Source organism: Modestobacter excelsi (assembly GCF_005930495.1).
In the GTDB taxonomy this organism is placed as follows: Bacteria; Actinomycetota; Actinomycetes; order Mycobacteriales; family Geodermatophilaceae; genus Modestobacter; species Modestobacter excelsi.
On record NZ_SJEX01000061.1, the window covers coordinates 1 to 24,220 of the forward strand.

A 24,220-nucleotide genomic window follows, 5' to 3' on the forward strand; every position below is an offset into this window, starting at 1 on the left:
GGACGGAGGCGGGGGCACCGGGGGGCCCGCGGTGAGCAGGTCGACGGCGGAGCGGCCCCGCGGGGCCCGCAACGAGTCGAAGGACGGGATCGACGGCGCGTCCGGCGACTCCTGCTCGACGTCCGGGGGTGGCGGCCCGGGCACGACGAGCCGGATCGCGGCGATCAACCCCGGACCCAGGCCGGGGACGGCGGCGAGGTCGTCCCTGCTGAGCAGCGCCAGCCGGCCGACGTCGGTGATCCCGGCGCGGGTCAGCGCGGTGACCGCCCGCCCCGGCAGCCCGAGGTCGGCGAGGCTGGTTGCGGGCACGTCCCCCGGCGACCCGATCGGCATGCGCCCAACCTAGTGGCCGGTGCGCCGGCCGGCGGCACGGCGGTACCCCGGACGGGGTGCACCGGAGCCCCGCTGCCCCGCCCGGCGTGCTTCGCCGGCACCACCGAGGACCAGCTGGCCGCGCTGCTCGCGGCGGGCACCGAGGTGCACGTCGAGGCCGGGGACGTCGTCTTCGCGGAGAACCGTGGCCGAGGGGCTGGAGAGCACGCTGGTGATGCTGGCGCACCGCATCCCCGGCGGCGTCACCGTCGTCCGGGACCACAGCGGCGCGGTGCCCCGCATCCAGGCGCTGGCCGCCGAGCTGAACCAGGTGTGGACCAACCTCATCGACAACGCCCTCTTCGCCCTGGCCGGCACCGGCACGCTGCGCGTCTCGAGCCGCGTGGACGACGGCGACGTGGTGGTGGAGATCGGCGACACCGGGGCCGGGATGTCCCCGGAGACCGCGCGGCACGCGTTCGACCCGTTCTTCACGACCAAGGGCGTCGGCGAGGGCACCGGCCTCGGGCTGGACATCTCCCGCCGGATCGTCGACCGGCACCGCGGCGACATCGGCATCGAGCTCCGGCCGGGCGAGACCGTGCTGCGGGTCCGGCTGCCGGTGGACGGCCGCCGCTGAGCCCGGTCAGCCCCTCCCCGCGGGGACCACCGCCAGCCGGACGGCACCGATGCCGACCAGGGCGCCGAGCTCGTCGGCGACCATCCAGATGTCGCTGATCCGGCCGTCGGTGAGGGTCAGCACGTCGATGACCCGGAGCTCGACCACCTCGCCCGTGGCCGGCACCGGCCCGGCAGAGGTGCTGAGCGTGCCGGAGTGCCGCCCGCGCAGCCGGAACGCCACGGCGACCTTGCCGCCACCCTCGACGACGTCGACGACCTCCCGTTCGACCACGTCCAGGGCGGCCTGCAGCGCCCGGGCCCGGACGACGAGCCCCGCGGCGGCGACCGGAGCGCCGTTGACCGTCACCGGGTCGGTGTAGAGCTCGCGGAACGCGGCCGCGGCAGCTGCGTCGTCCGGGAGCGGCTCGCTCCACAACCGGAGCAGCCGATCGACGTCGAAGGCCATCGCGCCATGCTGCTCCGACTCCCCCGGTGACCACCAGGCCCGCGGGCGCGGGGACCGGCATGGGAACCTGTGCGGGTGACGCCGCCTGTGCGCCAGACGATCCAGCGAACGGCCAGTACCCGGTCCTACCGCGGTCACTCCGTGCACGCCGCACCCGGCGTCCACGAGTACGCGGTCGCCCTGGCGCGGGCCGCGCTCCCCACCGGTGGCCGGGTCCTCGAGGTCGGGGCGGGCTGCGGTGCGCTGGCGCTGCGGCTGGGCGACGCCGGCTTCGACGTCGTCCCGACCGACCTGTTCCCGCCGCACGAGTGGATCCACCGGCTCGACCTCGACCACCCCGAGTGGACCGAGCAGACCCGGGGCCCCTTCGACCTGGTCGTCTCCGTGGAGACCCTGGAGCACGTGGAGAACCCGCGGCAGGTGCTGCGGTCGATCCGGGCGCTGCTCCGCCCCGGCGACACGCTGGTGGTGAGCACCCCGAACGTCACCCATCCGCACTCGCTGCTGAAGACGGTGCTGCGCGGCGCCCCGGTGTTCTTCGGCCCGAAGCACTACTACGAGCCCGGGCACATCACCATGCTCCCGGACTGGATGCTGACCGAGCACGTGCGCCAGGCCGGCTTCGACCGGATCGAGGTCCGGCGGGCGGGGAGCATGGAGTACAGCGGTCTGCGGCGGCGCGTGCACCGGGTCGAGCTGGCGGTGCTCCGCGCGCTGGGGCTGCGGCAGCGGGCAGACGACGGCGAGGGCGTCTGCACCTTCGTCACCGCCGTTGCCGCCTGACCCCGCCGACCGCGCGCGATCGCCTTGCCGCCCCCTCGGGGCGGGCCTAGCGTGGCCGCGTCCCATCCGCACGGGGGCATCCCGATCGGAGCTGACCATGCTGACCACCAGCAGGGTCGAGGCCAACATCCCCGCAGCCGACCTCGGCAGGGCGCGGGCGTTCTACGCGGACAAGCTCGGGCTGTCGCCGATCCGCGACATGGGCGGCGTCAACCTCGTGTACGAGACCGAGGGCGGCACCCGGTTCAACGTCTACGAGACGACGTTCGCCGGCCAGGCGGGGCACACGATCGCCCAGTGGCACGTGGACGACATCGAGGCCGAGGTGCACGACCTCAAGGCCAAGGGCGTGGACTTCGAGGTCTACGACATGCCCGGCGTCCGCTGGGACGGCGAGATCGCCTCCATGGAGGGCCTCGGCCGCGCCGCCTGGTTCAAGGACAGCGAGGGCAACACCATGTGCGTCGACCAGGAGGACCGGGCCGCCGGCTGAGGCCGGACGCGAGCCGGGACGGTCAGCCGGCGGCCGGCGGCCAGGTCTTCGCGACCATGGTGAGGACGTCGTAGGCGGCCACCGGCTTCCCGTCGCCGTCGACCACCACGGCGTCCCAGCGCACCTCGCCGTGGTCGGCCCCGCCGCGCGGGGTGATCTGCTTGCAGGTGAGCGTCACCGTCAGCTCCGCGCCGGGCTCGACCGGGGTGAGGAACCGCAGGCTGTCCACGCCGTAGTTGGCCAGCACCGGGCCCGGGTCGGGGTCGACGAACAGCCCGGCGGCCCAGGAGACGATGAGGTAGCCGTGCGCGACCCGGCCGCCGAACAGCGGGTTGGCCGCGGCCGCCGTCTCGTCCATGTGGGCGTAGAAGGTGTCGCCGGTGAACTCGGCGAAGTGCTCGATGTCGGCCAGGGTGACCGCCCGCGGCCCGGCGGTCACCGAGTCGCCGATCCGCAGCTCGGCGAGCGACTTGCGGAACGGGTGCACGCCGTCGTCGTGCCGCTGCGCGCCGGCCACCCAGCGGCCCCCGATGGCGGTCAGCGCGTCCGGCGAGCCCTGCACGGCGGTGCGCTGCATGGCGTGCAGCACGCCGCGGATGCCGCCGAGCTCCTCGCCGCCGCCCGCCCGCCCGGGGCCGCCGTGCACCAGCACCGGCAGCGGTGCGCCGTGGCCGGTGTTCTCCGCCGCGTCGTCCCGGTCGAGCACCAGCACCCGGCCGTGCGCGTGGGCGGCGCCGAGCACGAACTCCCGCGCGACGGCCGGGTCGTGGCTGACCAGCGAGGCGACCAGGCTGCCCTGACCCCGCGCCGCGAGGTCCACCGCCTGCGCCACGCCGTCGTACGGGAGCACCGTGCTGACCGGCCCGAAGGCCTCCACGTCGTGCGGCTCACCGGCGGACAGGTCGTCGCAGCGCAGCAGCAGCGGCGGCAGGAACGCGCCGCGGTCCCGGTCGGCACCGACGACGTCGAAGCCCTCCGGGTCCCCGGCCACCAGCTGGGCGACGCCGCGCAGCGCCTTGACCGCGCGCAGCACCTCCTCGCGCTGGTCCAGGCTCGCCAGGGCGCCCATGGTCACGCCGTCCGCGCCGGGTGCGCCGACGACCACCTCGGCGAGCCTCGCCCGGGTGGCCTCGACCACGTCGTCCACCAGCGCGCGGGGCACCAGCGCCCGGCGGATCGCGGTGCACCGCTGCCCGGCCTTGACCGTCATCTCCTCGGCCAGCTGGTCGACGAACAGGCCGAACTCGGGGGTGTCCGGGGTGGCGTCGGGGCCGAGCACCGAGCAGTTGAGCGAGTCGGCCTCGGCGTTGAACCGCACCGAGTTCGCCACCACGGCCGGCGTGCTCCGCAGCTTGCGGGCGGTCGCCGCCGACCCGGTGAAGAACACCAGGTCCTGCCCGCCCAGGGAGTCCAGCACCCCAGCGGCGCTGCCGGCCAGCAGCTGCACCGACCCCTCGGGGATCAGCCCGCTGTCGACGATCGACCGCACCACCGCCTCGGTCAGGTACGCGGTCTGGCTCGCCGGCTTGACCACCGTCGGGACGCCGGCCAGGAAGGTGGGGGCGAGCTTCTCCAGGAAGCCCCAGACCGGGAAGTTGAACGCGTTGACCTGCACGGCCACGCCGCGCAGCGGGGTGTAGAGGTGCTGGCCGAGGAACGTGCCGCCCCGGCCCAGCGGCTCGACCGGGCCGTCGAGCACGACGGTGTCGTCGGGGAGCTCTCGGCGGGCCTTGCTGGCGTAGGACAGCAGCGTGCCGAAGCCGCCGTCGACGTCCACGGCGCTGTCCCGGTCGGTGGCCCCGGTGCGCCGGGACAGCGCGTAGAAGGCGTCCTTGTCCGCCATCAGCCGCAGGCCGAGCTGCTTGAGCAGGCCGGCGCGCTGGTGGAAGGTCAGCTCCCGCAGCGCCGGGCTCCCGACCGAGCGGGCGTGGTCGAGCATCGCGGCGACGTCCAGCCCGGTGCTGGACACCCGCACGACGGTCTCGCCGGTGACCGCGTCCGCGATCGGGGTGCCCTCGTCCGGGGCGGTGTACCAGCGCCCGGCGACGTAGCTCGACAGCAGGGGTGCGCTCATCGGAGTGCCTCTCGCGGGGTCGGGCGGGCGGCCGTGCGCAGGCCGCTGAACGTGGTGGTGACGAGCGCGTCGGCCAGCGCGTCGGCGTCCAGCCCGCGGCCGGGCCGGTACCACTCGGTGAGCGAGTTGACGGTGCCGAACAGCAGCCGGCTGGTGACGGCGGGGTCGACGTCCGGCCGGACGTCCCCCTCCTCCTCCGCCGCCCGGACCAGGTCGGTGACCACCCGGTCGAACTCCCGGCGCCGCCGGAGGGCCGCGGTCTCCACCGGCGAGTTGCCACGCACCCGCAGCAGCAGGGTGACGAACGGCAGCTGCGTGGTCAGCACCCGCACCGAGCCGCGGACGACGTGCTCGAGCCGGTCGATCGCCGGGCCGCTGGTCGCGCCGGGCTCGTCCAGGACGGCGAACAACCCGTCCAGCGCCCGGTCCAGCGCCAGCCGGAGCAGCTCCACCTTGCTGGGCACGTGGTGGTAGATCGCGGACTTGGTGACGCCGAGCCGGGTGGCCAGCTCGTCCATGCTGGTCGCCTCGAAGCCGCGCTCGTTGAACACCGCGACGGCGACGTCCAGCAGCGAGTCCAGGGAGTGGCCCGGCCGCCCCCTCCGGGCGGGCGCGGCGGTCATCAGCGGTCCCGGTGGTCGGTGAGCCGCTGCAGCTTGCCCACCGAGCGGGCCAGCGTCTCCGGGTCGACGACGCGGACCTCGACGCTGGTGCCCACGGTGTCCTTCACCGCCTTCTCGACCTCCCGGGCGGCAACGTCACGGCGCTGGGCGGCGCAGTCCGGCCGTGCCTCGACGTGCACCGTCAGGTGGTCCATCCGCCCGCGGCTGGTGAGCTCGAGGGAGAAGTGCGGCGACAGCCCGGGCGTCCGGAGCACGACCTCCTCGATCTGGGTCGGGAAGAGGTTCACCCCGCGCAGGATGATCATGTCGTCGGTGCGGCCGGTGACCTTCTCCATCCGGCGCATGGCCGGACGGGCCGTGCCCGGCAGCAGCCGGGTGAGGTCGCGGGTGCGGTACCGGATGATCGGCAGCGCCTCCTTGGTCAGCGAGGTGAGGACCAGCTCGCCCTGCTCGCCCTCGGGCAGCACCTCACCGGTGGCCGGGTCGATGACCTCGGGCAGGAAGTGGTCCTCCCAGATGTGCAGGCCGTCCTTGGTCTCCACGCACTCCTGGGCGATGCCCGGGCCCATCACCTCGGACAGCCCGTAGATGTCGACCGCCTCGATGTCCAGGCGCTCCTCCATCTCGGTGCGCATCTGCTCGGTCCACGGCTCGGCGCCGAAGATCCCGATCTGCAGGCTGGAGGCCCGCGGGTCCAGGCCCTGCTTCTCGAACTCGTCGATGACGGTGAGCATGTAGCTGGGCGTCACCATGATCACCCGCGGCTCGAAGTCGGTGATCAGCTGCACCTGGCGCGGGGTCATGCCGCCGGAGACCGGGATGACCGTGCAGCCCAGCGCCTCGGCGCCGTAGTGCGCGCCGAGCCCGCCGGTGAACAGGCCGTAGCCGTAGGCGTTGTGCAGCTTGTCCCCGGCCCGGCCGCCGGCCGCCCGGATGGAGCGGGCCATCACGGTGGCCCAGGTGGCGATGTCGCGCTCGGTGTAGCCGACGACGGTCGGCCGGCCCGTCGTCCCGGAGGAGGCGTGCACCCGGCGGACCTCGTCCTGCGGGACGGCGAACATCCCGAACGGGTAGTTCTCCCGCAGGTCGGCCTTGGCCGTGGTCGGGAACCGGGCCAGGTCGGCCAGCTCGCGGCAGTCGTCGGGGTGCACGCCGGCGGCGTCGAAGGCCGCCCGGTAGTGCGGGACGTTGTCGTAGGCGTGCCGCAGCGTCCACTGCAGGCGCTCCAGCTGCAGGGCGCGCAGCTCGTCGACGCCCATCCGCTCGGCCGGGTCGAGCAGCGCGGGCTCGGGGGCCGCACCCAGCCGGCGGGTCTTCTCGCTGGTCGCACTCGTCATCGCGGGGGTCCTCCGAGCGTCGTTGCCGGCCTGCTGGTGGGCTGCGGTGACGTGCGCATTACCGACCAGTTGGTCAGTAACCAACTCCTCGACCCCGGAGCTGTCAAGCGGCGGCGCGCCGCGGGTTGTGGGACGACCGGCGATCGTGCACACTCATTACCGACCACTCGGTCAGTAATTGATCGCCCGACGAGGGGGACGAGATGTCTGCGCCCACGCTGGACCGTCCGGCCGCACCCGATGAGGCAGCGCTCCAGGCGCAGTTCGACGCCACGATCGCCGCCGACCACCGCATCGAGCCGCGCGACTGGATGCCGGAGGCCTACCGCAAGGGGCTGGTCCGGCAGATCGCGCAGCACGCCCACTCCGAGATCATCGGCATGCAGCCCGAGGGCGACTGGCTGCTCGCCGCCCCCAGCCTGCGGCGCAAGGCGATCCTGCTGGCCAAGGTCCAGGACGAGGCCGGGCACGGCATGTACCTGTACTCCGCGGCGGAGACCCTCGGCGCCGACCGGGCCGACCTCACCGACAAGCTCATCGAGCGCAAGCAGAAGTACAGCTCGATCTTCAACTACCCGACGCTCACCTACGCCGACGTCGGCGTCATCGGCTGGCTGGTCGACGGCGCGGCGATCTGCAACCAGGTGCCGCTGTGCCGGTCCAGCTACGGGCCCTACGCCCGGGCGATGATCCGGGTCTGCAAGGAGGAGTCCTTCCACCAGCGGCAGGGCTACGAGCTGCTGATGACGATGATGCGCGGCACCGACGCGCAGCGGGCCATGGTGCAGGACGCCGTCGACCGCTGGTGGTGGCCATCGCTGATGATGTTCGGCCCGCCGGACGACGACAGCCCCAACTCGGCGCAGTCGATGAAGTGGGGCGTCAAGCGGCACGGCAACGACGAACTGCGCCAGCGGTACGTCGACATGACGGTGCCGCAGGCCGCCGTGCTCGGCGTGACGCTGCCCGACCCGGAGCTCGCCCTGGACCCGGAGACCGGCCGGTACCGCTTCGGCCCGATCGACTGGACCGAGTTCAAGCAGGTCCTCGCCGGCAACGGCCCGTGCAACGACGAGCGGATCGCCCGCCGCCGGGCCGCCCGCGACGACAACGCCTGGGTCACCGAGGCGGCCACGGCCTACGCGGAGAAGCACGCATGAGCATGACCAGCGAGGGTGGCCACGGCGCCGTCCCCACCGGGCCCGAGGTGCCGGTCGAGCCGAAGGCGTCGACCGCCCGCCGGGACTGGCCGCTCTACGAGGTCTTCGTCCGCGGCAAGCGCGGGCTCAACCACGTGCACGTCGGCTCGCTGCACGCCCCGGACGACGAGATGGCGGTGCACGCCGCCCGTGACCTGTACACCCGGCGCAACGAGGGCGTGAGCATCTGGGTCGTCCGGGCCGCCGACATCACCGCGTCCAGCCCGGACGAGAAGGACCCGATGTTCGCCCCCAGCGGCGACAAGGTCTACCGGCACCCGACGTTCTACGAGATCCCGGACGACGTCCCCCACATGTGAGCGGAGCGAACGTGGCACACGAAGAGACCGTGTACGACGCGCTGGACCACGCGCACGGCGGCGAGGGGCAGTGGGCGTTCGGCACCGGGTTCGACGAGCCGCTGGCCGGGGTGGACACGACCGTGCCCGACGGCATCGACCCGGCCGACCTCGGCGCCTACTGCCTGATGCTCGGTGACGACGCCCTGGTGCTCTGCCAGCGCCTCACCCAGTGGGTGACCGCCGCCCCCGAGCTCGAGGAGGAGGTTGCGCTGGCCAACTGCGGGCTCGACCTGCTCGGCCAGGCGCGGCTGCTGCTGGCCCGGGCCGGCTCGGTCGGCGTCCTCGGTCGCTCCCGCGCCCTGGCCACCGACTCGATCCCCGACGAGGACGCGCTGGCCTACTTCCGGGACGCCGACGAGTTCCGCAACTCCCTGCTGGTCGAGGCCCCCAACGGCGACTTCGGGCAGACCGTCGTCCGGCTGCTCGTCGCCTCGACCTGGCGGCTGGCGTTGTCCGCCCGGCTGCGGGAGTCCCGCGACCCGGTGCTCGCCGCGATCGCCGCCAAGGGCGTGCCCGAGCTGACCTACCACCGCGACCACGCCGCCCGCTGGGTGCTGCGCCTGGGCGACGGCACGCCGGAGTCGCACCGCCGCACCCAGGCCGGGGTGGACGCCGTCTGGCCGCTGCTGGCCGACCTGTTCACCGCGACTGACGTCGAGACGCGGCTGACCGCGTCCGGCGTGGCGGTGGACCCGGCCGACGTCCGGGACGAGGTCCGAGACGTGCTGACCATGGTCCTCGAGCGCGCGACGCTGACCGTGCCCGGCTGGCCGGCCGAGCAGCCCAGCCGCGGCCGGGCCGGCCAGCACGGTCCGGAGCTGACGGCCCTGCTCGCCGACCTGCAGGGCCTGGCCCGCGAGCACCCGGCAGCCACCTGGTGAGCGCCGTCCTCACCGACCCGCGGGCGGTCGCCGAGACGGTCACCGACCCCGAGCTGCCGATGCTCACGCTGGCCGACCTCGGCGTGCTGCGCGACGTCCGCGACGAGGCCGGCACCGTGGTCGTCGAGATCACCCCGACCTACTCCGGCTGCCCGGCCATGGGCGTCATGCGCGCGGACCTGGTGCACGCCCTGCACCGGGCCGGCTACGCCGACGTCGACGTGCGCACCGTGCTCTCGCCGGCCTGGAGCACCGACTGGATCAGCGAGGCCGGCCGACGCAAGCTCGCCGCCGGCGGCATCGCCCCGCCCGGTCGCGCCCCGGCGCGGACCAGCGGCCCGGTGCCGCTGTCGCTCGGCGCCACCCGCCGGACGGCGACCTGCCCGCAGTGCGGCTCCCCCGACACCGAGGAGGTCAGCGAGTTCAGCGCCACCGCGTGCAAGGCGATGCGCCGCTGCCGGGCCTGCCTCGAGCCGTTCGAGCACGTGAAGGAGATCTGATGACCTCGGTGCAGCGCCGCAGACCGCAGTTCCACCCGCTGCGGGTGGCCGACGTCGAGCGGCTCACCGACGACGCGGTCGCGGTGACCTTCGACGTCCCGGCGGAGCTGGCCGAGGACTACGTCTTCGCGCCCGGCCAGGCGCTCACTCTGCGCCGGGTCGACGGCGACCGGGACGAGCGGCGCTCCTACTCGATCTGCGCGCCGGTCGGCGCCGCCCCGCGGGTCGGCGTCCGGGAGGTGCCGGGCGGCTTCTTCTCCTCCTTCCTGGTCCACGAGGTGCGGCCCGGCGACGAGATCGACGTGCTGCCGCCGTCGGGCACCTTCACCGCCGACCTCTCCACCCCGGCCGACCACGTGTTCGTCGTCGCCGGGTCCGGGGTCACCCCGGTGCTCTCGCTCGCCTCGACCGTGCTCCGGGACGGCGAGTCGACCGTCACGGTCTTCTACGGCAACCGGCGGACGAACACGGTGATGTTCGCCGACGAGCTGGCCGACCTGAAGGACCGCTACGGCACCCGGCTGCAGCTGGTCCACGTGCTCTCCCGCGAGCCTCGGGACGCCGAGCTGACCAGCGGCCGGCTGGACGGCGAGCGGCTGCGCACCCTGGTGGGCGCCTTCGTCGACGTCCCCGAGGTCGACCACTGGTGGCTGTGCGGGCCGCACGGCATGGTCACCGACGCCCGTGCCCTGCTCAGCGAGCTCGGCGTGCCGGCGGAGCGGGTGCACCAGGAGCTCTTCTACGTCGACGACCTGCCGCCGGAGCCGGTCCGCGGCGACGACCAGACCGTCGAGGGTCCCAGCTCGCAGGTGACCATCGTGCTCGACGGCCGCTCCACCACCCTGGCGCTACCCCGCGGCGTCGCGGTGCTCGACTCCGCGCAGCAGGTGCGCAGCGACCTGCCCTTCGCCTGCAAGGGCGGGGTGTGCGGCACCTGCCGGGCCCGGGTGACCGACGGCGAGGTGGAGATGCGCCGCAACTACGCCCTCGACCCCGGCGAGGTGGCGCGCGGCTACGTGCTCACCTGCCAGACGCTGCCGCTGACCGACGAGGTCACCGTCGACTTCGACGCGTGATCCCCGTGCCCGTCGGGGCGACGGCCGAGCTGACCCTCGTGGTGACGGCGGAGATGACCGTCCGGTTCGACCAGCTCGGGCCGGTGCACCCGGTGTACGCGACGTACAGCATGGCCGAGCACTTCGAGGAGGCCGGGCGCATGCTGCTGCTCCCGTACCTCGAGCCCGGCGAGGCGGCCATCGGGCGGTCGCTGTCGGTCGAGCACCTCGCGCCCGCCCGGGTCGGTGACACGGTCCGGGTGACCGCGGAGTGCGTGGAGCTGCGCGGCAACCGGCTCACCTGCGCATGCCGGGCCGTGGACGCGCAGGGCCGCGAGCTGGGGCACGGCACCACGGTGCAGGTGGTCCTCCTCCAGCAGGTCCTGGACGACCGACTCCGGCGGCCGGCGGACCCACGATGACGGACGACGCGATCGAGCGCGCGCACCTCAAGGACCCGGACGACGTCTCGCACACGATGTGGCGGTACGCCCCGGACCCGGAGTTCGCCGGGCTGCTCCGCCGCTTCTGGATCCCGGTCTGGTCGGTGCCACCAGGGCTCGAGGCGCCGCAGAAGGTGCTCCAGTACCCGGTGGCCCTGGTCGTGGTGTCCGGCGGGTACGCCCGCTTCTACGGCGTGGGGTCCGGCCTGTCCACGACCACGCTGACCGGGGAGGGCTGGGCGGTCGGGCTGATGTGCGAGCCGGCCGCCGGCTCCCTGCTCACCGGTGCGTCGATGGCTGCCTACACCGACCGGTCCGTCGACGTCGCCGAGGTGCTGGGCGACGACGGGACGCGGATGGTCACGCGGGTCCGGGAGGCGATGGCGGCCGACCCGCGCTCGCCGGGTGCGCACCGGACGGCCATGGACGCCGTCGGCGACGCGCTGCGCCCGTTCCTGCCGATCGACGCCGAGGGCGAGGCGGTCAACGAGCTCGTCGCGTTCGTCGAGTCGCGGCCGGACGTGACCCGGGTGGCCCAGCTGTGCGCGGAGACCGGCCTGTCCGAGCGGAGCCTGCAGCGGCTCGTGCACCGCCGGCTGGGGCTGACCCCCAAGTGGCTCGTCCAGCGGCGCCGGTTGCAGGAGGCGGCCGAGCGGCTGCGCTCCCGGACGACCACCCTGGCCGAGGTCGCCGCCGCGCTGGGCTACGCCGACCAGCCGCACTTCAGCCGGGACTTCGCCCGGGTCACCGGCATGACCCCCGGCGAGTTCGCCGCGCTGCACGGCCGGTGACGCCGCGGGCCCAGCACTGCTCCGCCGACAGCTCACTGCCCTCCTACGACCCCGCCGCGACCGCGCTCCTCCTCCAGCGCGTTCTCGCCCCCCTCGCGACCCGGTGGCGCCGGGGGCAGGCCGGCCCGCTTGCGGCGGTGCACGACCCGCGCGGCGAGCTGGGCCGGGTGCCGGTGCTCCAGGTGCACCCGGCGGAGGACGGCGGTGAGCTGCGGCACCGCGCGCTGACCACGCCGGCGGGCCGACGCCAGACCGTGCCCCGCAGCCTGCTGCAGCACTCGCACCCGCGCGGCCGCCGGCCGGGCGGTGGCCACGACCCGGCCGAGCCGGGCGGCGACCCCGGGGGTCACCGGCGCAGGGGGCGAGGACGGCGGGCGTCGGCGGCGGACCCGCTCGCGCTCCCACCGGGAGGTGGTGCTGCGGGCGAGGACGGCGACGCCCACCGACAGCACCAGGAAGCAGACGACGACCCACAGCAGCGTCCACATGCGGCTGCACCTCTCGCGACGGCCGCGACCGGTCCCGGCACCCGGAGTTCCGACCGACGGCGTGCCGAAGGTCCCGCCGTCCGGGTCGGGCGACAACCCGGCAGCCGTCGGCCGCAGCCGAACCGTTATCCGGCCCCGGCGAGCCCCGCGCGACTCGCGGGCACGACGGGTCCCCCGGTCAGGACGGACAGCGGCTGACCGACCTCGACGAGGTAGGTGGAGACCATCCGTCCGGTCCCCGGACCGAGGTCGCGGGCGTTGTGCGGGGTGTGCGGCGGGACCAGGAACCCCTCACCGGCCCGCACCGTGCGGGTCGGCTGCCCCTCGACGCACAGCTCCACGGTGCCACCGATCAGGTAGCCCACCTCCTCCCCCGGGTGGGTGTGCCAGCCGGACTCGACACCGCGCGGGATCTCGGTCAGCACCTGGACGAACTCCCGCCCGGGGACGGACGAGGGGCTGCGCTGGACCTCGGTGCGGGTGAGCCGCGCCGCGAGCTCGTCGCCCGCCCGCATGACCGGGGCGGCCGACACGACGGTGGACGGGCGGGGGGTGACGCTGTCGGGGACGGCCATGACGTGCTCCTCGGCGGGTGCTGGTGCGGGTGCCCCCGTGCGTCCGCGCTGGCGACCATGGTGACCCTCGGGCGACCTGGTCGGGGGCGATCGGCGCGCGGTGATCCGTGGCTCACAGGTGCTTGACGGACGCCGTTCCGCGGACGACAGTTTGATATACGAACTGACGGCGCCGGAAGGACGCCGCAGGGATCGTGCAGCAGCAAGGACACCGTCATGACCAGCCTCCGCACCGCCCTCGCCCGCCGGCACCAGCTCCGCGCCCTCCGCCGCGACGGCCGCGCGATCGAGCGCGCCGTGGCCGGCGCGCCGACCCTCGAGTCGGCCCACGAGCTCGCCGCGCTGGCCGCCCGGCGCTGACCCGACGGGCCGCGACGCGGCCGCTCTGCACACCCGGGGCCTCGGGGAGCAGGATGGGCAGCCCCCGTCTGCTCAGCGAGGAGCTGCGATGTCCGCGTCCACGTTCTCCCCCGCCAACCCCGAGAGCGTCTTCACCTACGGCGCACCCCACCTGAAGTTCGGGGTGGGTGCCGCCGACGAGATCGGCTACGACCTCAGCCAGACCGGGGCGCAGCGCGTCCTGGTCGTCACCGACCCCGGGGTGGCGGCCACCGGCCATCCCCAGCGGGTCGCCGACCAGATGAAGCAGTTCGGGATCGAGGCGCACGTCTTCGACGGTGCGCACGTCGAGCCGACCGACGAGAGCCTGCAGCACGCCGTGGACTGGGCCCGGGAGAACGGCCCCTGGGACGCGATCGTCGCCGTCGGTGGCGGCACGAGCATCGACACCGCCAAGGCGGTGAACCTGATGACGACGAACCCCGGCGAGCTGATGGACTACGTCAACAAGCCGGTCGGCGGTGGGAAGAACCCGGTGAACCCGCCGCACCCGCTGGTCGCCGTCCCCACCACCACGGGCACCGGCGCGGAGAGCACCACCATCTGCGTCCTCGACGTGCTGTCGCTGAAGGTGAAGACCGGCATCAGCCACGCCCGGCTGCGGCCGACGCTGGCCGTGATCGACCCCGCGCTGACCCGCACCCAGCCGTCCGGGGTGACCGCAGCGGCCGGGATGGACATCCTGTGCCACGCCCTGGAGAGCTACACCGCGCGGCCGTACACGTCCTACGAGCACAAGACGCCGGAGGAGCGGGTGCCCTACTGCGGGGCCAACCCGATCGCCGACATGTGGTCGGAGAAGGCGATGAGCCTGCTCGCGGAGTCCTTCCGCCGGGCCGTGCAGCACGGGGAGGACGACGAGGCGCGCGCGAAGATGGCGATGGCCGCCACCTTCGCCGGGATGGGCTTCGGCAACGCCGGGGTGCACATCCCGCACGCCAACGCCTACCCCATCGCCGGCCGGGTGAAGGACTTCTCCCCCAAGGACTACCCGGACGACCACCCGATGATCCCGCACGGGATGTCGGTGGCGCTGACCGCGCCGGAGGCCTTCCGGTTCACCTTCGACGCCTCCCCCGACCGGCACCGCCGCGCGGCGCAGCTGCTCGACCCCCGCGCCGACGAGCCGGCCGACGCCGCGGAGTTCCTGCCGGGCGTGCTGACCGCGCTGATGCGCGACATCGACATCCCCGCCGGGATCGGCGCGGTGGGCTACGACGAGAGCGACATCGGCGACCTGGTGCAGGGCACGCTCAAGCAGCAGCGGCTGCTGGCCACCGCACCCAAGGAGGTCACCGAGGACGACCTCGAGGGCATCTTCCGCCGGTCGATCTCCCTGTGGTGACCCGCGCGCCCGAGCAGGGCGCCGAGCTCGTCGCCGGTCTGCGCCGGGCCGGGGTCGTCGACGTCGACGACTCCGGCCTGGCCCGGGCGCTGTACTCCACCGACGCCTCGCTGTACCGGGTGCTGCCCCGGGCCGTCGTGCGCCCCCGGCACCCCGACGAGATCGTCGCGACGCTGGCGGTCTGCCGGGAGCTCGGGGTCCCGCTCACCGCCCGCGGCGCCGGGACGTCGATCGCCGGCAACGCGGTCGGTCCCGGCGTCGTGTTCGACACCAGCCGGCACCTGTCCCGGGTCCACTCCATCGACCCGGGGACGCAGACGGCGGTGGTCGACCCGGGGGTGGTGCAGGCGTCGCTGCAGGCCGCCGCCCGGCCGCACGGGCTGCGCTTCGGCCCGGACCCGAGCACGCACAACCGCTGCACGATCGGCGGGATGATCGGCAACAACGCCTGCGGCTCACGAGCCCTGGGCTACGGGCGGACGTCGGACAACGTGGCCGCCCTCGACGTGGTCACCGGCGCCGGCGTGCGGATGCGGCTGGACGGCAGCGGCGGGCTGCCCGCGGAGCTGCAGGCGCTGGTCGACGCGCACCTGGCGGTGCTCCGCACCGAGCTCGGGCGGTTCGGCCGGCAGGTGTCCGGCTACGCGCTGGAGCACCTGCTGCCCGAGCGGGGCGGTGGCCTCGCCCGGGCCCTGGTCGGCAGCGAGGGCACCCTGGCGCTGACCCTGGGCGCGACCGTGCGGCTGGTGCCCGAGCCGGCGGTGCGGGCGCTCGTCGTCCTCGGGTACCCGTCGATGCCCGACGCGGCCGACGCCACCCCGCCGTTGCTGGCGTACTCGCCGACCGCGGTCGAGGGGCTGGACTCGCGGATCGTCCAGCGGCTGCGGGACGTGCCGGCCGCCGTCGTCCCCGACCTGCCGCGGGGCGAGGGCTGGCTGATCGTCGAGCTCACCGGGGACGACGCCGGCGAGGTCGCCGACCGGGCCCGGCGGATGGCGGCGGTCTCCGGCGCGGTCGACACCCTGGTGGTCAGCGACCCGGCGGAGGCCGCGGCGATCTGGCGGATCCGGGAGGACGGGGCCGGGCTGGCGGGCCGGACGAGCGACGGGCGGCCCGCGCACGCCGGCTGGGAGGACGCCGCCGTCCCGGTCGAGCAGCTCGGCGACTACCTCCGCGACTTCGAGTCGCTGCTGACCGAGCACGGCCTGCAGGGGCTGCCGTACGGGCACTTCGGGGACGGCTGCGTGCACGTGCGGATCGACTTCCCGTTCGGCGCGCAGCACGAGGACGGTGGCCGGCCGCGGTACCGGGCGTTCATCACCGACGCCGCTCGGCTGGTGGCCCGGCACGGCGGGTCGGTGTCCGGGGAGCACGGCGACGGCCGGGCGCGCGGTGAGCTGCTGCCGTTCATGTACTCCCCGGAGGTCCTCCGGCTCTTCGCGCAGGTCAAGGGCGTGCTGGACCCCGACGACGTGCTCAACCCCGGCGTCCTGGTGCGCCCGGCGGCGTTCGACGCCGACGTCCGGGTCGCCGAGGTGGCGCCGCACCGGCAGCACCTCGCGCTGGCCTACCGGCACGACGGCGGGGACCTCACCGCCGCGGTGCACCGGTGCACCGGCGTCGGGAAGTGCCGCGCCGACCTGACCGCCGGCGGCGGGGTCATGTGCCCCTCCTACCCCGCCACGCTGGCGGAGAAGGACTCCACCCGCGGCCGCGCCCGGGTGCTGCAGGAGATGCTGGCCCCCGGCGGGCCGGTGCACGACTGGCGCTCGCCGGAGGTGCACGAGGCGCTGGACCTCTGCCTGTCCTGCAAGGGCTGCTCCCGGGACTGCCCCACCGGGGTGGACATGGCCGCCTACAAGTCCGAGGTGCTGCACCAGTCCTACCGCCGGCGGCTGCGGCCGCGGCCGCACTACGCGCTGGGCCAGCTGCCCCGCTGGTCGGACCTGGCCGCTCGCGCGCCGCGGCTGGTCAACCGGGTGCTGGGGTCCCGGCCCGGTGGCGCACTGGCGAAGTGGGCCGCCGGCGTCGACCAGCGCCGGGAGCTGCCCGCCTTCGCGCTCCGCACCTTCTCCGCCGGCTGGGCACCGCGCCCGGACGACGACCGGCCGGCGGTCGCGCTGTGGGTGGACTCGTTCACCGACCACTTCGCCCCTGAGGCGGCCACGGCCATGGTCACGGTGCTGGAGTCGGCCGGCTACCGGGTCGTGGTGCCGCCGGCGGACACCTGCTGCGCGCTGACCTGGATCACCACCGGTCAGCTGGACGCGGCCGGGCGGATCCTGCGGAGCACGCTGACCACGCTGGCCGGCTACGCCGACGCGGGGATGCCGATCGTCGGGGTGGAACCGTCGTGCACGGCCGTCCTGCGCGGGGAGGCCGCGGAGCTGGTCGACGACCCGGTGACCGAGCGGGTCGCACGGGCCACCCGCACGCTGGCCGAGCTGCTGACCGAGACCCCGGGCTGGGAGCCGCCGTCCCTGGCCGGGGTGGAGGTGGTGGCGCAGCCGCACTGCCACCACCACTCGGTGCTGGGCTGGAGCACCGACGAGCGGCTGCTGCGCCGGGCCGGCGCGACGCTGACCCGGGTGGGCGGGTGCTGCGGGCTGGCGGGCAACTGGGGCGTCGAGCGCGGGCACCACGACGTGTCGGTCCGGATCGCCGAGCACGCGCTGCTGCCCGCCGTCCGGGCGGCCGGCCCGGACGCCGTCGTCCTCGCCGACGGCTTCTCCTGCCGCACCCAGCTCGACCAGCTCGAGGGGCGCCCGGCGGTGCACCTGGCCCAGCTGCTGGCGGCTCCACCGGTCAGAGCCTGACCCCGGGCCCGCGGGTGCCACGATGGGCGCCGTGCTCCTCGCCGACGTCCTCGCCGTCTCCGCTGCGGTCGGTGCCACCCGGTCCCGGACGACGAAGGCGCAGGCCATCGCCGACCTGGTCCGCCGAGCCGAGGACGCGGAGGTCGAGCCGGTCACCGCGTGGCTGTCCGGTGAGCTCCGGCAGGGCCGGCTCGGACTGGGCTGGCGCACGCTGTCCCGGCTGACCGGCGAGCCGGCGGCGCAGCCGTCGCTGACCGTCGGCGCGCTCGACGCGGCGCTCGACGGGCTGGCCACGACGTCGGGGCCGGGGTCCGCGGTCCGCCGCGACGCACTGGTCGGCACGGTGCTGTCGGCGGCGACGGCGCCGGAGCAGCAGTTCCTGGTCCGGCTGCTCACCGGGGAACTGCGGCAGGGCGCGCTGGAGGGCGTCGTGCTGGACGCGGTCGCGCTGGCGGCGGACGTGCCGGCGGCCGTGGTCCGCCGGGCGTTCATGCTCTCCGGCCGGCTCCCGGAGACCGCGGCCACCGCGCTGGCCGGCGGGGTCGCGGCGCTGGACGCGGTGCACCTGCAGGTGGGCCGGCCGGTGCGGCCGATGCTCGCCAGCCCGGGCTCGTCGCTGGACGCCGCGCTCACCGACCTGGGCGGCGACGTCACGGTCGAGTTCAAGCTGGACGGCGCCCGCATCCAGGTGCACCGGGACGGCGACGTCGTCCGGGTGTGGACGCGCACGCTGCGCGAGGTCACCGACGGGGTGCCGGAGCTGGCGGACCGCATCCGGGCGCTGCCGTGCGAGACCGCCGTGCTGGACGGGGAGACGCTGGCGCTGGACGACGACGGCCGGCCGCGGGCGTTCCAGGACACGATGAGCCGGTTCGGCAGCGCGGGGTCCGATGAGAGCGGGGCCGACGCGGGGGTGCTGCTGTCGCCGTTCCTGTTCGACGTGCTGCACCTGGACGGCCGCGACCTGCTCGACGAGCCGCTGGCCGCGCGGCTGGACGCGCTCGCCGGGTTGCTGGCCGACGAGGCGCACGCCGCGCTGCGGATGGCCGGCATGCGGCGGCCCACCGCCGAGCAGGCGGCCGGGGTGCTGGACGACGCGCTCACCGCCGGGCACGAGGGTGTGGTCGTCAACGCGCTGGACGCACCGTACGCGGCCGGGCGGCGCGGCAAGGCGTGGCAGAAGGTCAAGCCGGTGCACACCCTGGACCTGGTCGTGCTCGGCGTGGAGTGGGGGTACGGCCGGCGGTCGGGGAAGCTGTCCAACATCCACCTGGGGGCCCGGGACCCCGACGGCGGTGAGCCGGTGATGGTCGGGAAGACCTTCAAGGGGATGACCGACGAGCTGCTGGAGTGGCAGACCGCGACCTTCCCCGGTCTGGCCGCCGAACAGCCGCCGTGGGGGGTGCTGCTGCGGCCGGAGCTGGTGGTGGAGATCGCGCTGGACGGCGCGCAGCGCAGCCCGCGGTACCCCGGCGGCGTGGCGCTGCGGTTCGCCCGGGTGCTGCGCTACCGGCCGGACAAGACCGCAGCCGAGGCGGACACGATCGACGCGGTGCGCGCCCTGCTCGCCGGCGGCTGACGGGCGGGGCACCGACCCGGCGCGCGTCCGGTCACGTGTCAGCGAGCCGCCGGCGGGGAACCCTCGGGCATGTCCGAGAGTGACGACGCAGGCACCTCGACCCCCGGCGTGGAGCAGCGGCTGGCCGCGGGGCTGGACCCGGAGCGGCACCGGGCGCCCTCGGAGGGCGTCCCGCAGGACCTCCCCGACGACCCGGACGCGGAGGACGACCGGCCGGCTTGACGCCCGATCAGTTCCTCCGCCCCGGCAGGTCTCAGTCCTGGAGGGCGGGACCGGCCCGCCCGCCGAGGACAGGAGCAGCCGTGGGCACGGTCGTGTCATCTGCGTCGATGTCGCTGGACGGGTTCGTAGCCCTGCCGGACGACACCCCCGGCCCGCTCTTCGACTGGTACGACGCCGGGGACGTGGAGGTGACCACCGCCCGGGACGACCTCACCTTCCACCTCACGCCGGAGAGCGCCGCGCACTGGTTGTCGTGGGTGCAGTCGTTGGGGGCGCTCGTCGTCGGCCGCCGGCTGTTCGACCTCACCGACGGGTGGGAGGGGACGCATCCGCTGGGCGTGCCGGTCGTTGTGGTGACCCACCGGCCCTTAGAGGACTGGGCACACGCCGGACCGTCGACCGAGTTCCGGGACGACGTCGCGGCAGCCGTGGCCCGCGCTCAGCAGACCGCCGGCGACGCGGCCGTCGGGGTCGCGGCCGGGACGATCGCCAGCCAGTGCCTCGACCTCGGCCTGCTGGACGAGGTGGCGATCGACCTCGTGCCCGTCGTGCTCGGTGCCGGCCGGCCGTACTTCACCGACGTCGCGCACGGCCCGGTGGTGCTCAGGGAGCCGACGACGACGGTCCACGGCGATCGGGTCACGCACCTCGTCTTCCCCGTCCGCCGCTGAGGAGGCGCTGCGGCAGGGCGGTGGACATCGCGACAGGTCGACATGTCGCCCAGTTGTCATGTCGCCACATCTCCCTGTTGGCACGTCGATCTCTCGCCTCGTCGACCTGTCGCCTCGTCGACCTGTCGTCACGTCGATCAGAACGGGGGTGGATCGTCGGCGGGGTCCGGTGGTGGGCCGCCGACGGGGACGAGGAGGTACTCGTCGGGCAGGTGCAGGCCCGGCGGTCGGGTGGTGCGGGTGACCCCGGAGGGGGTGGTGATCGACAGCACGCCGTCGTCGGTCATGGTGAACCGCCAGCCGGGTGCGTGGGTCTTGAGCCGGTGGTGCCGGCGGCACAGCGAGCACAGGTTCTGGCACGCGGTGGCCCCGCCCTCGGCGTGCGGGTGCACGTGGTCGGCGTCGGTCCACCGCGCCGGCCGGCGGCAGCCGGGATGCCGGCAGTTGCGGTCCCGGGCCTGGACGTACCGCCGCTGGGCCGGGGTGGGGCGGTAGCGGTCGACCGGCGGGGGCCGGTCCACCACGCCACACCCGCACTCGGCGGATCGCCCGTGCTGCGGGCAGCCGCGGCGGACCAGCCGCTCCAACTCACCGCGGGTCACCGTCGCCCGCAACGCCCCCGTCTCGGGGTCGGTGAGCGAGATGCCCAGGGTCCCGTCGGCTGGTGGCTGGAGCCCGCCGGGGCACAGCGCGTCCAGCTGTTCCAGCAGTTCCCGCAGCTGCCCGGCGGTGATCGGCGCCCCGTCCACCGTCGCGGTGTCGCTGTCGGTCGGTGCATCAGTGGGCACCTCGGTGCGGCCGGTGGGGTGCGGGCGCAGGGTCGGGAGCGGGGCGATCACCTGCAGGTGCGCGGTCACCGGCTCCCGGGACGTGTCCCACGGGCGCAGGATGAGATCGGCCATGACCAGCGCGCGCAGCTGCCCGATCGGCCGCTCGTCACCGTCGGCCTTGGCCATCCGCGCATACCCGTCCACGGCGTCCCGGCAGGCCGCTGCGACCGGCATCGGCATGTCGGCGATCAGCTGCCCCATCCCATCGGCGGTGGCCTTGGCCTGCACATCAGCACACCGCTCGGCCCGCTTCCGCCGCCTATCCGCGGCGGCGTCGTCGATCGCGATCAGCGCCGCGGCGCACCGCTCGGCCAGCCGCACCGGGGTCTCCCCGCCCAGCGCCCACGCCAGCGCCTGCGCCTCCACCTCCGCGACGACCGCTGCAGGCACCCGGCCGCCGGCGTCCTGCGACTGCCCGCCCAGCGCCTTGACGATCGCGTGCGCCCGCGGTGGGTCGAGCAGCCCGTCGGCCAGCGCCGCCCACGTGTCGGGCAGCTCCCGCCGCAACACCAGCGACCGCTCGGTCAGCCTCGTGGCCGCGGTGCGGGAGATCCCGGCGACCACCGCCAGCTCGTCGGCGAAGAACTCACTCACCCCGGCCGGCGCCCGGTCAGGCAGGTAACCCTCCACCCCGTGCCCGGGCTCGTCCTCGGTCAGGTCCCACTGCTGCGACCGCCGCCCGGCGAACCCAGCCACCAGCGCCGCCTCATAGGCCGCCAACTGCGACCGCAGGTCCCGCACCGCGCCCAGCTCCCGCACGAAGTCCGCGTCGTCGAACCCCGCCACGTCCAGCACGTCGGTCAACCGCGAGCGGCGCCGGGTCACCCCCGCCGGAACGGCACCCCAGGCATCGGGGTCGAACGGGCGGGCCTGCGCCACCGTCACCGCCACCCCGTAACCCGCCGCCTCGAACACACCCTCAACCTAGGCGAGGGGTACGACAGTTCTGGCTGGTCAGCGGCCCGACCGGCGAGAATCTCGATCCGCCGATGAGCAGCTCTGCCTGCGGGCTCGTCTGGGCCAGCGAACACTTGATGGCGCGCCTGTGCACGCCCCGCACCGTCCGTGGACCGGCGTCGGCTGGGCGAAGTGGCCACTGCCCGCAGCCGCGGGCATGCCACGGGCTGCAACGGGGTCGGGGGTGCCGGCGGAAGACGGAACGGGGCTCCTCCAGGACTCCTACTCCGGCCCGGCGCCGTCCGGGGACGGGCGTCGGCTGGCGGGGGTGGCCACCAGCACGAGCGCGCCGATGCCGACGAGCAGCCACAGGCTCACCAGCCGGTAGACCAGCACCGCCGGCACGGCCTGGCTCGCCGGCAGCCCGGCGGCCACCAGGGCCGAGGCGAGCGCCGTCTCGACCACGCCGATCCCGCCGGGCGTGAGCCGGGCCGAGGAGGCGAGCGCCCCGGCGGCCCAGGCGAGCAGCAGCCCCTGCCAGGGCACGGGCGCGCCGACCGCGACCAGCGCGAGCGCGAGGGTCGCGACGTCGAGCACCCAGTTCGCGAGCGCGTAGGAGCCGGCAGCGCTGCCGGCGAGCGGGCTCAGCCGGAACGACCCGAGCGAGCTGAGCAGCTCGTCGACCCGGAGGCCGACCCGGTCGCTGCGCAGCGCCGGCACCCAGCGGCCGAGGACCGCGGCGGCCCGGCTGACCCAGCGCACGACCACCGCACGGGTCGGCCCGTGCCGGAGCACGAGGACCAGACCGACGACCGGGACGACGCCGGCCACCGTGGCGAGGAAGGCGCCGAGCGCCCCCATCAGCGACCCGGTCACCGCCGAGCCGACGGCGAGCACGACGGCCAGCGACGCCGTCGCGGCGATGCCCGAGACCGCCAGCGCCCAGCCGACCAGCCCCGTGCTGTTGCCCAGCGCGTGCAGCCGGCGGTACGTGTAGGCGGCGCTCGCCGCGGCACCGGCGACGGGCACCGTCGCGGAGATCGTGTTGCCCGCGTAGATGATGCTCGTGGCGCTGCCCAGGGGCGCCGACCCACCCCCGGCGCGGAGCAGCCCGCGCTGCTGTTGCACCAGGCACTGCATCGACAGCAGCTGCACGACCGCCGCCAGCAGCACCCACTTCCAGGCGACCCCGACCAGTCCGTCCCACCACTCGGCGATGCGGTGCCGGAAGACGACAACCAGCGCCACGGCCACCAGCCCCAGCAGGACGCGCAGCAGCAGGCCCAGCGGCCGCCGCCGCCCGGCGGGCTGGGCCACCGGGACGTCGTCCGGGGCGGACAGCTGCCCGGCCGGCAGCGGCTGACCTTCCTCCGGGCTCACCACCCCATGGTCCCCGTCGGTCGAGCGCACCTGCTCGGCCGGGGTCAGGCGGCGGCCACCCGGGGCACGACCTCGGTGCCCAGCAGCTCGATGCCGCGCAGCAGGTCGGCGTGCGCCAGCCGCGGGTTCGTCATCTGCAGCGAGATCCGGTCCACCCCGCCGAGCTGCCCGGAGATCCGGACCAGCTTCTCCGCCACGGTGTCCGGGTCGCCCATGAAGAAGGCGCCGTTCGGTCCGCTGGTGGCGTCGAACTGCGCGCGGGACGGCGGGGAGAAGCCCCGCTCCCGGGAGACCTTGGTGAACATCTCGTGCCAGCCCGGGTAGATGGTGTCCGCAGCCGCCTGGGTGCTCTCGGCGACGAAGCCGAACACGTGCAGCCCCACCTGCAGGGTCTCGGGGGCGTGGCCCGCCTGCGCGCCGGCCCGGCGGTACAGGTCGATCAGCGGGCCGAACTGGCGCGGCTCCCCGCCGATGATGGCGACCATCAGCGGCAGCCCGAGCAGCCCGGCCCGGGCGAAGGACTCCGGCGTCCCGCCGACGCCCACCCAGATGGGCAGCGGGTCCTGCAGCGGCCGCGGGTAGACGCCCTGGCCGGTGAGCGCCGGCCGGTGCCGGCCCGACCAGGTGACGACCTCGGAGTCCCGGATCTGCAGCAGGAGGTCGAGCTTCTCGGTGAACAGCGAGTCGTAGTCGGCCAGGGAGAGCCCGAACAGCGGGAAGGCCTCGGTGAACGACCCGCGCCCGACGACCAGGTCGATGCGACCCCGGGAGATGAGGTCCAGGGTGGCGAACTCCTGGAACACCCGGACCGGGTCGGCGGCGCTGAGCACGTTGACCGCGCTGCCCAGCCGGATGCGCGAGGTGCGGGCGGCCGCGGCGGCGAGGATGACCGCCGGCGCGGAGTCGTAGTACTCGGGGCGGTGGTGCTCCCCGATGCCGAAGGAGTACAGGCCCACCTGGTCGGCCAGGGCGATCTCCTCCAGCAGGTGGCCCATCCGCTCCTCGGCGCCGATCAGGCGCCCGGTGCCGGGATCGGTCACCGCCGAGACGAAGCTGTCGACGCCGAGGTGCATGGGGT

The 24,220-nt window shown here is 74.8% G+C and carries 27 protein-coding genes; 16 read left to right on the top strand and 11 right to left on the bottom strand.

Annotation, left to right across the window (positions count from 1 at the left end):
* Positions 1–333 (bottom strand): DNA-directed RNA polymerase subunit alpha C-terminal domain-containing protein (locus FHL80_RS17850; protein WP_216870837.1); only part of this gene is annotated, 333 nt, incomplete at its 3' end.
* Between the two features lie 9 nt (positions 334–342).
* Positions 343–540 (bottom strand): hypothetical protein, encoded by a 198-nt coding sequence (locus FHL80_RS25675; protein WP_216870846.1) that lies wholly within the window; start codon positions 538–540, stop codon positions 343–345.
* Here FHL80_RS25675 and FHL80_RS17855 point away from each other — a divergent pair.
* Entirely contained in the window at positions 518–952 is a 435-nt protein-coding gene (locus tag FHL80_RS17855) for a sensor histidine kinase (protein ID WP_281283521.1), read from the top strand. The genes FHL80_RS25675 and FHL80_RS17855 overlap by 23 nt on opposite strands.
* A 6-nt stretch (positions 953–958) precedes the next feature.
* Here FHL80_RS17855 and FHL80_RS17860 read toward each other — a convergent pair whose 3' ends face one another.
* Positions 959–1,399 (bottom strand): ester cyclase, encoded by a 441-nt coding sequence (locus FHL80_RS17860; protein ID WP_138734722.1) that lies wholly within the window; start codon positions 1,397–1,399, stop codon positions 959–961.
* Between the two features lie 141 nt (positions 1,400–1,540).
* Here FHL80_RS17860 and FHL80_RS17865 point away from each other — a divergent pair, with 141 nt between their 5' ends.
* Both FHL80_RS17865 and FHL80_RS17870 read left to right on the top strand, forming a co-directional pair.
* Positions 1,541–2,182: a class I SAM-dependent methyltransferase gene (locus FHL80_RS17865; RefSeq protein WP_246078766.1), complete on the top strand. Its 642-nt coding sequence runs from the start codon at positions 1,541–1,543 to the stop codon at positions 2,180–2,182.
* A 97-nt stretch (positions 2,183–2,279) separates the two neighbouring features.
* A complete protein-coding gene (locus FHL80_RS17870) occupies positions 2,280–2,675 on the top strand; it encodes a VOC family protein (RefSeq protein ID WP_138734724.1) in 396 nt (131 codons plus the stop codon).
* A gap of 22 nt (positions 2,676–2,697) precedes the next feature.
* On the opposite strand, the gene paaZ is transcribed toward FHL80_RS17870, so the two are convergent.
* The 3 genes from paaZ to paaK are packed head-to-tail and all read right to left on the bottom strand — an operon-like array spanning position 2,698 to position 6,709.
* Positions 2,698–4,749, bottom strand: coding sequence for a phenylacetic acid degradation bifunctional protein PaaZ (gene paaZ / locus FHL80_RS17875; protein WP_138734725.1), 2,052 nt, complete (start codon positions 4,747–4,749; stop codon positions 2,698–2,700).
* Positions 4,746–5,372 (bottom strand): TetR/AcrR family transcriptional regulator, encoded by a 627-nt coding sequence (locus FHL80_RS17880; protein ID WP_138734726.1) that lies wholly within the window; start codon positions 5,370–5,372, stop codon positions 4,746–4,748. Before FHL80_RS17880 ends, paaZ begins: the two co-directional genes overlap by 4 nt.
* Positions 5,372–6,709 (bottom strand): phenylacetate--CoA ligase PaaK, encoded by a 1,338-nt coding sequence (gene paaK / locus FHL80_RS17885; RefSeq protein WP_138734727.1) that lies wholly within the window; start codon positions 6,707–6,709, stop codon positions 5,372–5,374. The genes FHL80_RS17880 and paaK overlap by 1 nt, the downstream gene beginning before the upstream one ends.
* Positions 6,710–6,912: 203 nt before the next feature.
* On the opposite strand from paaK, the gene paaA reads away from it, so the two are divergent.
* Genes paaA through FHL80_RS17920 form a run of 7 tightly spaced genes read left to right on the top strand, consistent with a single transcriptional unit; the run spans position 6,913 to position 11,940 of the window.
* Entirely contained in the window at positions 6,913–7,869 is a 957-nt protein-coding gene (paaA, locus tag FHL80_RS17890; RefSeq protein WP_138734728.1) for a 1,2-phenylacetyl-CoA epoxidase subunit PaaA, read from the top strand.
* Positions 7,866–8,228: a 1,2-phenylacetyl-CoA epoxidase subunit PaaB gene (gene paaB / locus FHL80_RS17895; RefSeq protein WP_138734729.1), complete on the top strand. Its 363-nt coding sequence runs from the start codon at positions 7,866–7,868 to the stop codon at positions 8,226–8,228. The genes paaA and paaB overlap by 4 nt, the downstream gene beginning before the upstream one ends.
* 11 nt (positions 8,229–8,239) lie before the next feature.
* The gene (paaC, locus tag FHL80_RS17900) at positions 8,240–9,151 is read left to right on the top strand and encodes a 1,2-phenylacetyl-CoA epoxidase subunit PaaC (RefSeq protein ID WP_216870838.1); all 912 of its coding nucleotides are present in this window, start codon (positions 8,240–8,242) and stop codon (positions 9,149–9,151) included.
* Positions 9,148–9,651: a 1,2-phenylacetyl-CoA epoxidase subunit PaaD gene (paaD, locus tag FHL80_RS17905; RefSeq protein ID WP_216870839.1), complete on the top strand. Its 504-nt coding sequence runs from the start codon at positions 9,148–9,150 to the stop codon at positions 9,649–9,651. Before paaC ends, paaD begins: the two co-directional genes overlap by 4 nt.
* The gene (gene paaE / locus FHL80_RS17910) at positions 9,651–10,727 is read left to right on the top strand and encodes a 1,2-phenylacetyl-CoA epoxidase subunit PaaE (RefSeq protein ID WP_138734731.1); all 1,077 of its coding nucleotides are present in this window, start codon (positions 9,651–9,653) and stop codon (positions 10,725–10,727) included. The genes paaD and paaE overlap by 1 nt, the downstream gene beginning before the upstream one ends.
* Entirely contained in the window at positions 10,724–11,128 is a 405-nt protein-coding gene (locus tag FHL80_RS17915) for a thioesterase family protein (RefSeq protein ID WP_138734732.1), read from the top strand. The genes paaE and FHL80_RS17915 overlap by 4 nt, the downstream gene beginning before the upstream one ends.
* The gene (locus tag FHL80_RS17920; protein WP_138734733.1) at positions 11,125–11,940 is read left to right on the top strand and encodes a helix-turn-helix domain-containing protein; all 816 of its coding nucleotides are present in this window, start codon (positions 11,125–11,127) and stop codon (positions 11,938–11,940) included. The genes FHL80_RS17915 and FHL80_RS17920 overlap by 4 nt, the downstream gene beginning before the upstream one ends.
* Before the next feature lie 32 nt (positions 11,941–11,972).
* Here the strand turns inward: FHL80_RS17920 and FHL80_RS17925 are convergent, their stop codons facing one another.
* Complete coding sequence (locus FHL80_RS17925) at positions 11,973–12,428, bottom strand: hypothetical protein (RefSeq protein ID WP_138734734.1); 456 nt, start codon at positions 12,426–12,428, stop codon at positions 11,973–11,975.
* Positions 12,429–12,553: 125 nt separating this feature from the next.
* Positions 12,554–13,003, bottom strand: a complete 450-nt coding sequence (locus FHL80_RS17930) for a cupin domain-containing protein (protein ID WP_138734735.1) — start codon at positions 13,001–13,003, stop codon at positions 12,554–12,556.
* A gap of 216 nt (positions 13,004–13,219) precedes the next feature.
* Between FHL80_RS17930 and FHL80_RS25680 the strand changes: the two genes are divergently transcribed.
* From FHL80_RS25680 to FHL80_RS17950, 6 genes are all read left to right on the top strand, one after another.
* Positions 13,220–13,363 (top strand): hypothetical protein, encoded by a 144-nt coding sequence (locus FHL80_RS25680; protein WP_216870840.1) that lies wholly within the window; start codon positions 13,220–13,222, stop codon positions 13,361–13,363.
* Positions 13,364–13,451: 88 nt separating this feature from the next.
* The gene (locus tag FHL80_RS17935) at positions 13,452–14,747 is read left to right on the top strand and encodes a hydroxyacid-oxoacid transhydrogenase (RefSeq protein ID WP_138734736.1); all 1,296 of its coding nucleotides are present in this window, start codon (positions 13,452–13,454) and stop codon (positions 14,745–14,747) included.
* On the top strand, positions 14,744–17,563 hold the full coding sequence (locus FHL80_RS17940) for an FAD-binding and (Fe-S)-binding domain-containing protein (protein ID WP_138734737.1): 2,820 nt from the start codon (positions 14,744–14,746) through the stop codon (positions 17,561–17,563). Before FHL80_RS17935 ends, FHL80_RS17940 begins: the two co-directional genes overlap by 4 nt.
* A 22-nt stretch (positions 17,564–17,585) precedes the next feature.
* Positions 17,586–19,142 carry an ATP-dependent DNA ligase gene (locus FHL80_RS17945; RefSeq protein ID WP_246078767.1) on the top strand — a complete coding sequence of 519 codons (1,557 nt, stop codon included), beginning with the start codon at positions 17,586–17,588 and terminating at the stop codon, positions 19,140–19,142.
* A 69-nt stretch (positions 19,143–19,211) separates the two neighbouring features.
* Complete coding sequence (locus FHL80_RS25685; protein WP_216870841.1) at positions 19,212–19,364, top strand: hypothetical protein; 153 nt, start codon at positions 19,212–19,214, stop codon at positions 19,362–19,364.
* Between the two features lie 80 nt (positions 19,365–19,444).
* A complete protein-coding gene (locus FHL80_RS17950; protein ID WP_138734738.1) occupies positions 19,445–20,035 on the top strand; it encodes a dihydrofolate reductase family protein in 591 nt (196 codons plus the stop codon).
* 137 nt (positions 20,036–20,172) lie between these two features.
* On the opposite strand, the gene FHL80_RS17955 is transcribed toward FHL80_RS17950, so the two are convergent.
* The 3 genes from FHL80_RS17955 to FHL80_RS17965 form a co-directional block, all read right to left on the bottom strand.
* The gene (locus FHL80_RS17955; RefSeq protein ID WP_138734739.1) at positions 20,173–21,780 is read right to left on the bottom strand and encodes an HNH endonuclease signature motif containing protein; all 1,608 of its coding nucleotides are present in this window, start codon (positions 21,778–21,780) and stop codon (positions 20,173–20,175) included.
* A gap of 264 nt (positions 21,781–22,044) precedes the next feature.
* Positions 22,045–23,142: a lysylphosphatidylglycerol synthase transmembrane domain-containing protein gene (locus FHL80_RS17960; protein WP_216870842.1), complete on the bottom strand. Its 1,098-nt coding sequence runs from the start codon at positions 23,140–23,142 to the stop codon at positions 22,045–22,047.
* Positions 23,143–23,186: 44 nt separating this feature from the next.
* Positions 23,187–24,215 (bottom strand): Atu2307/SP_0267 family LLM class monooxygenase, encoded by a 1,029-nt coding sequence (locus FHL80_RS17965; RefSeq protein ID WP_138734741.1) that lies wholly within the window; start codon positions 24,213–24,215, stop codon positions 23,187–23,189.
* Positions 24,216–24,220 lie beyond the last annotated feature (5 nt).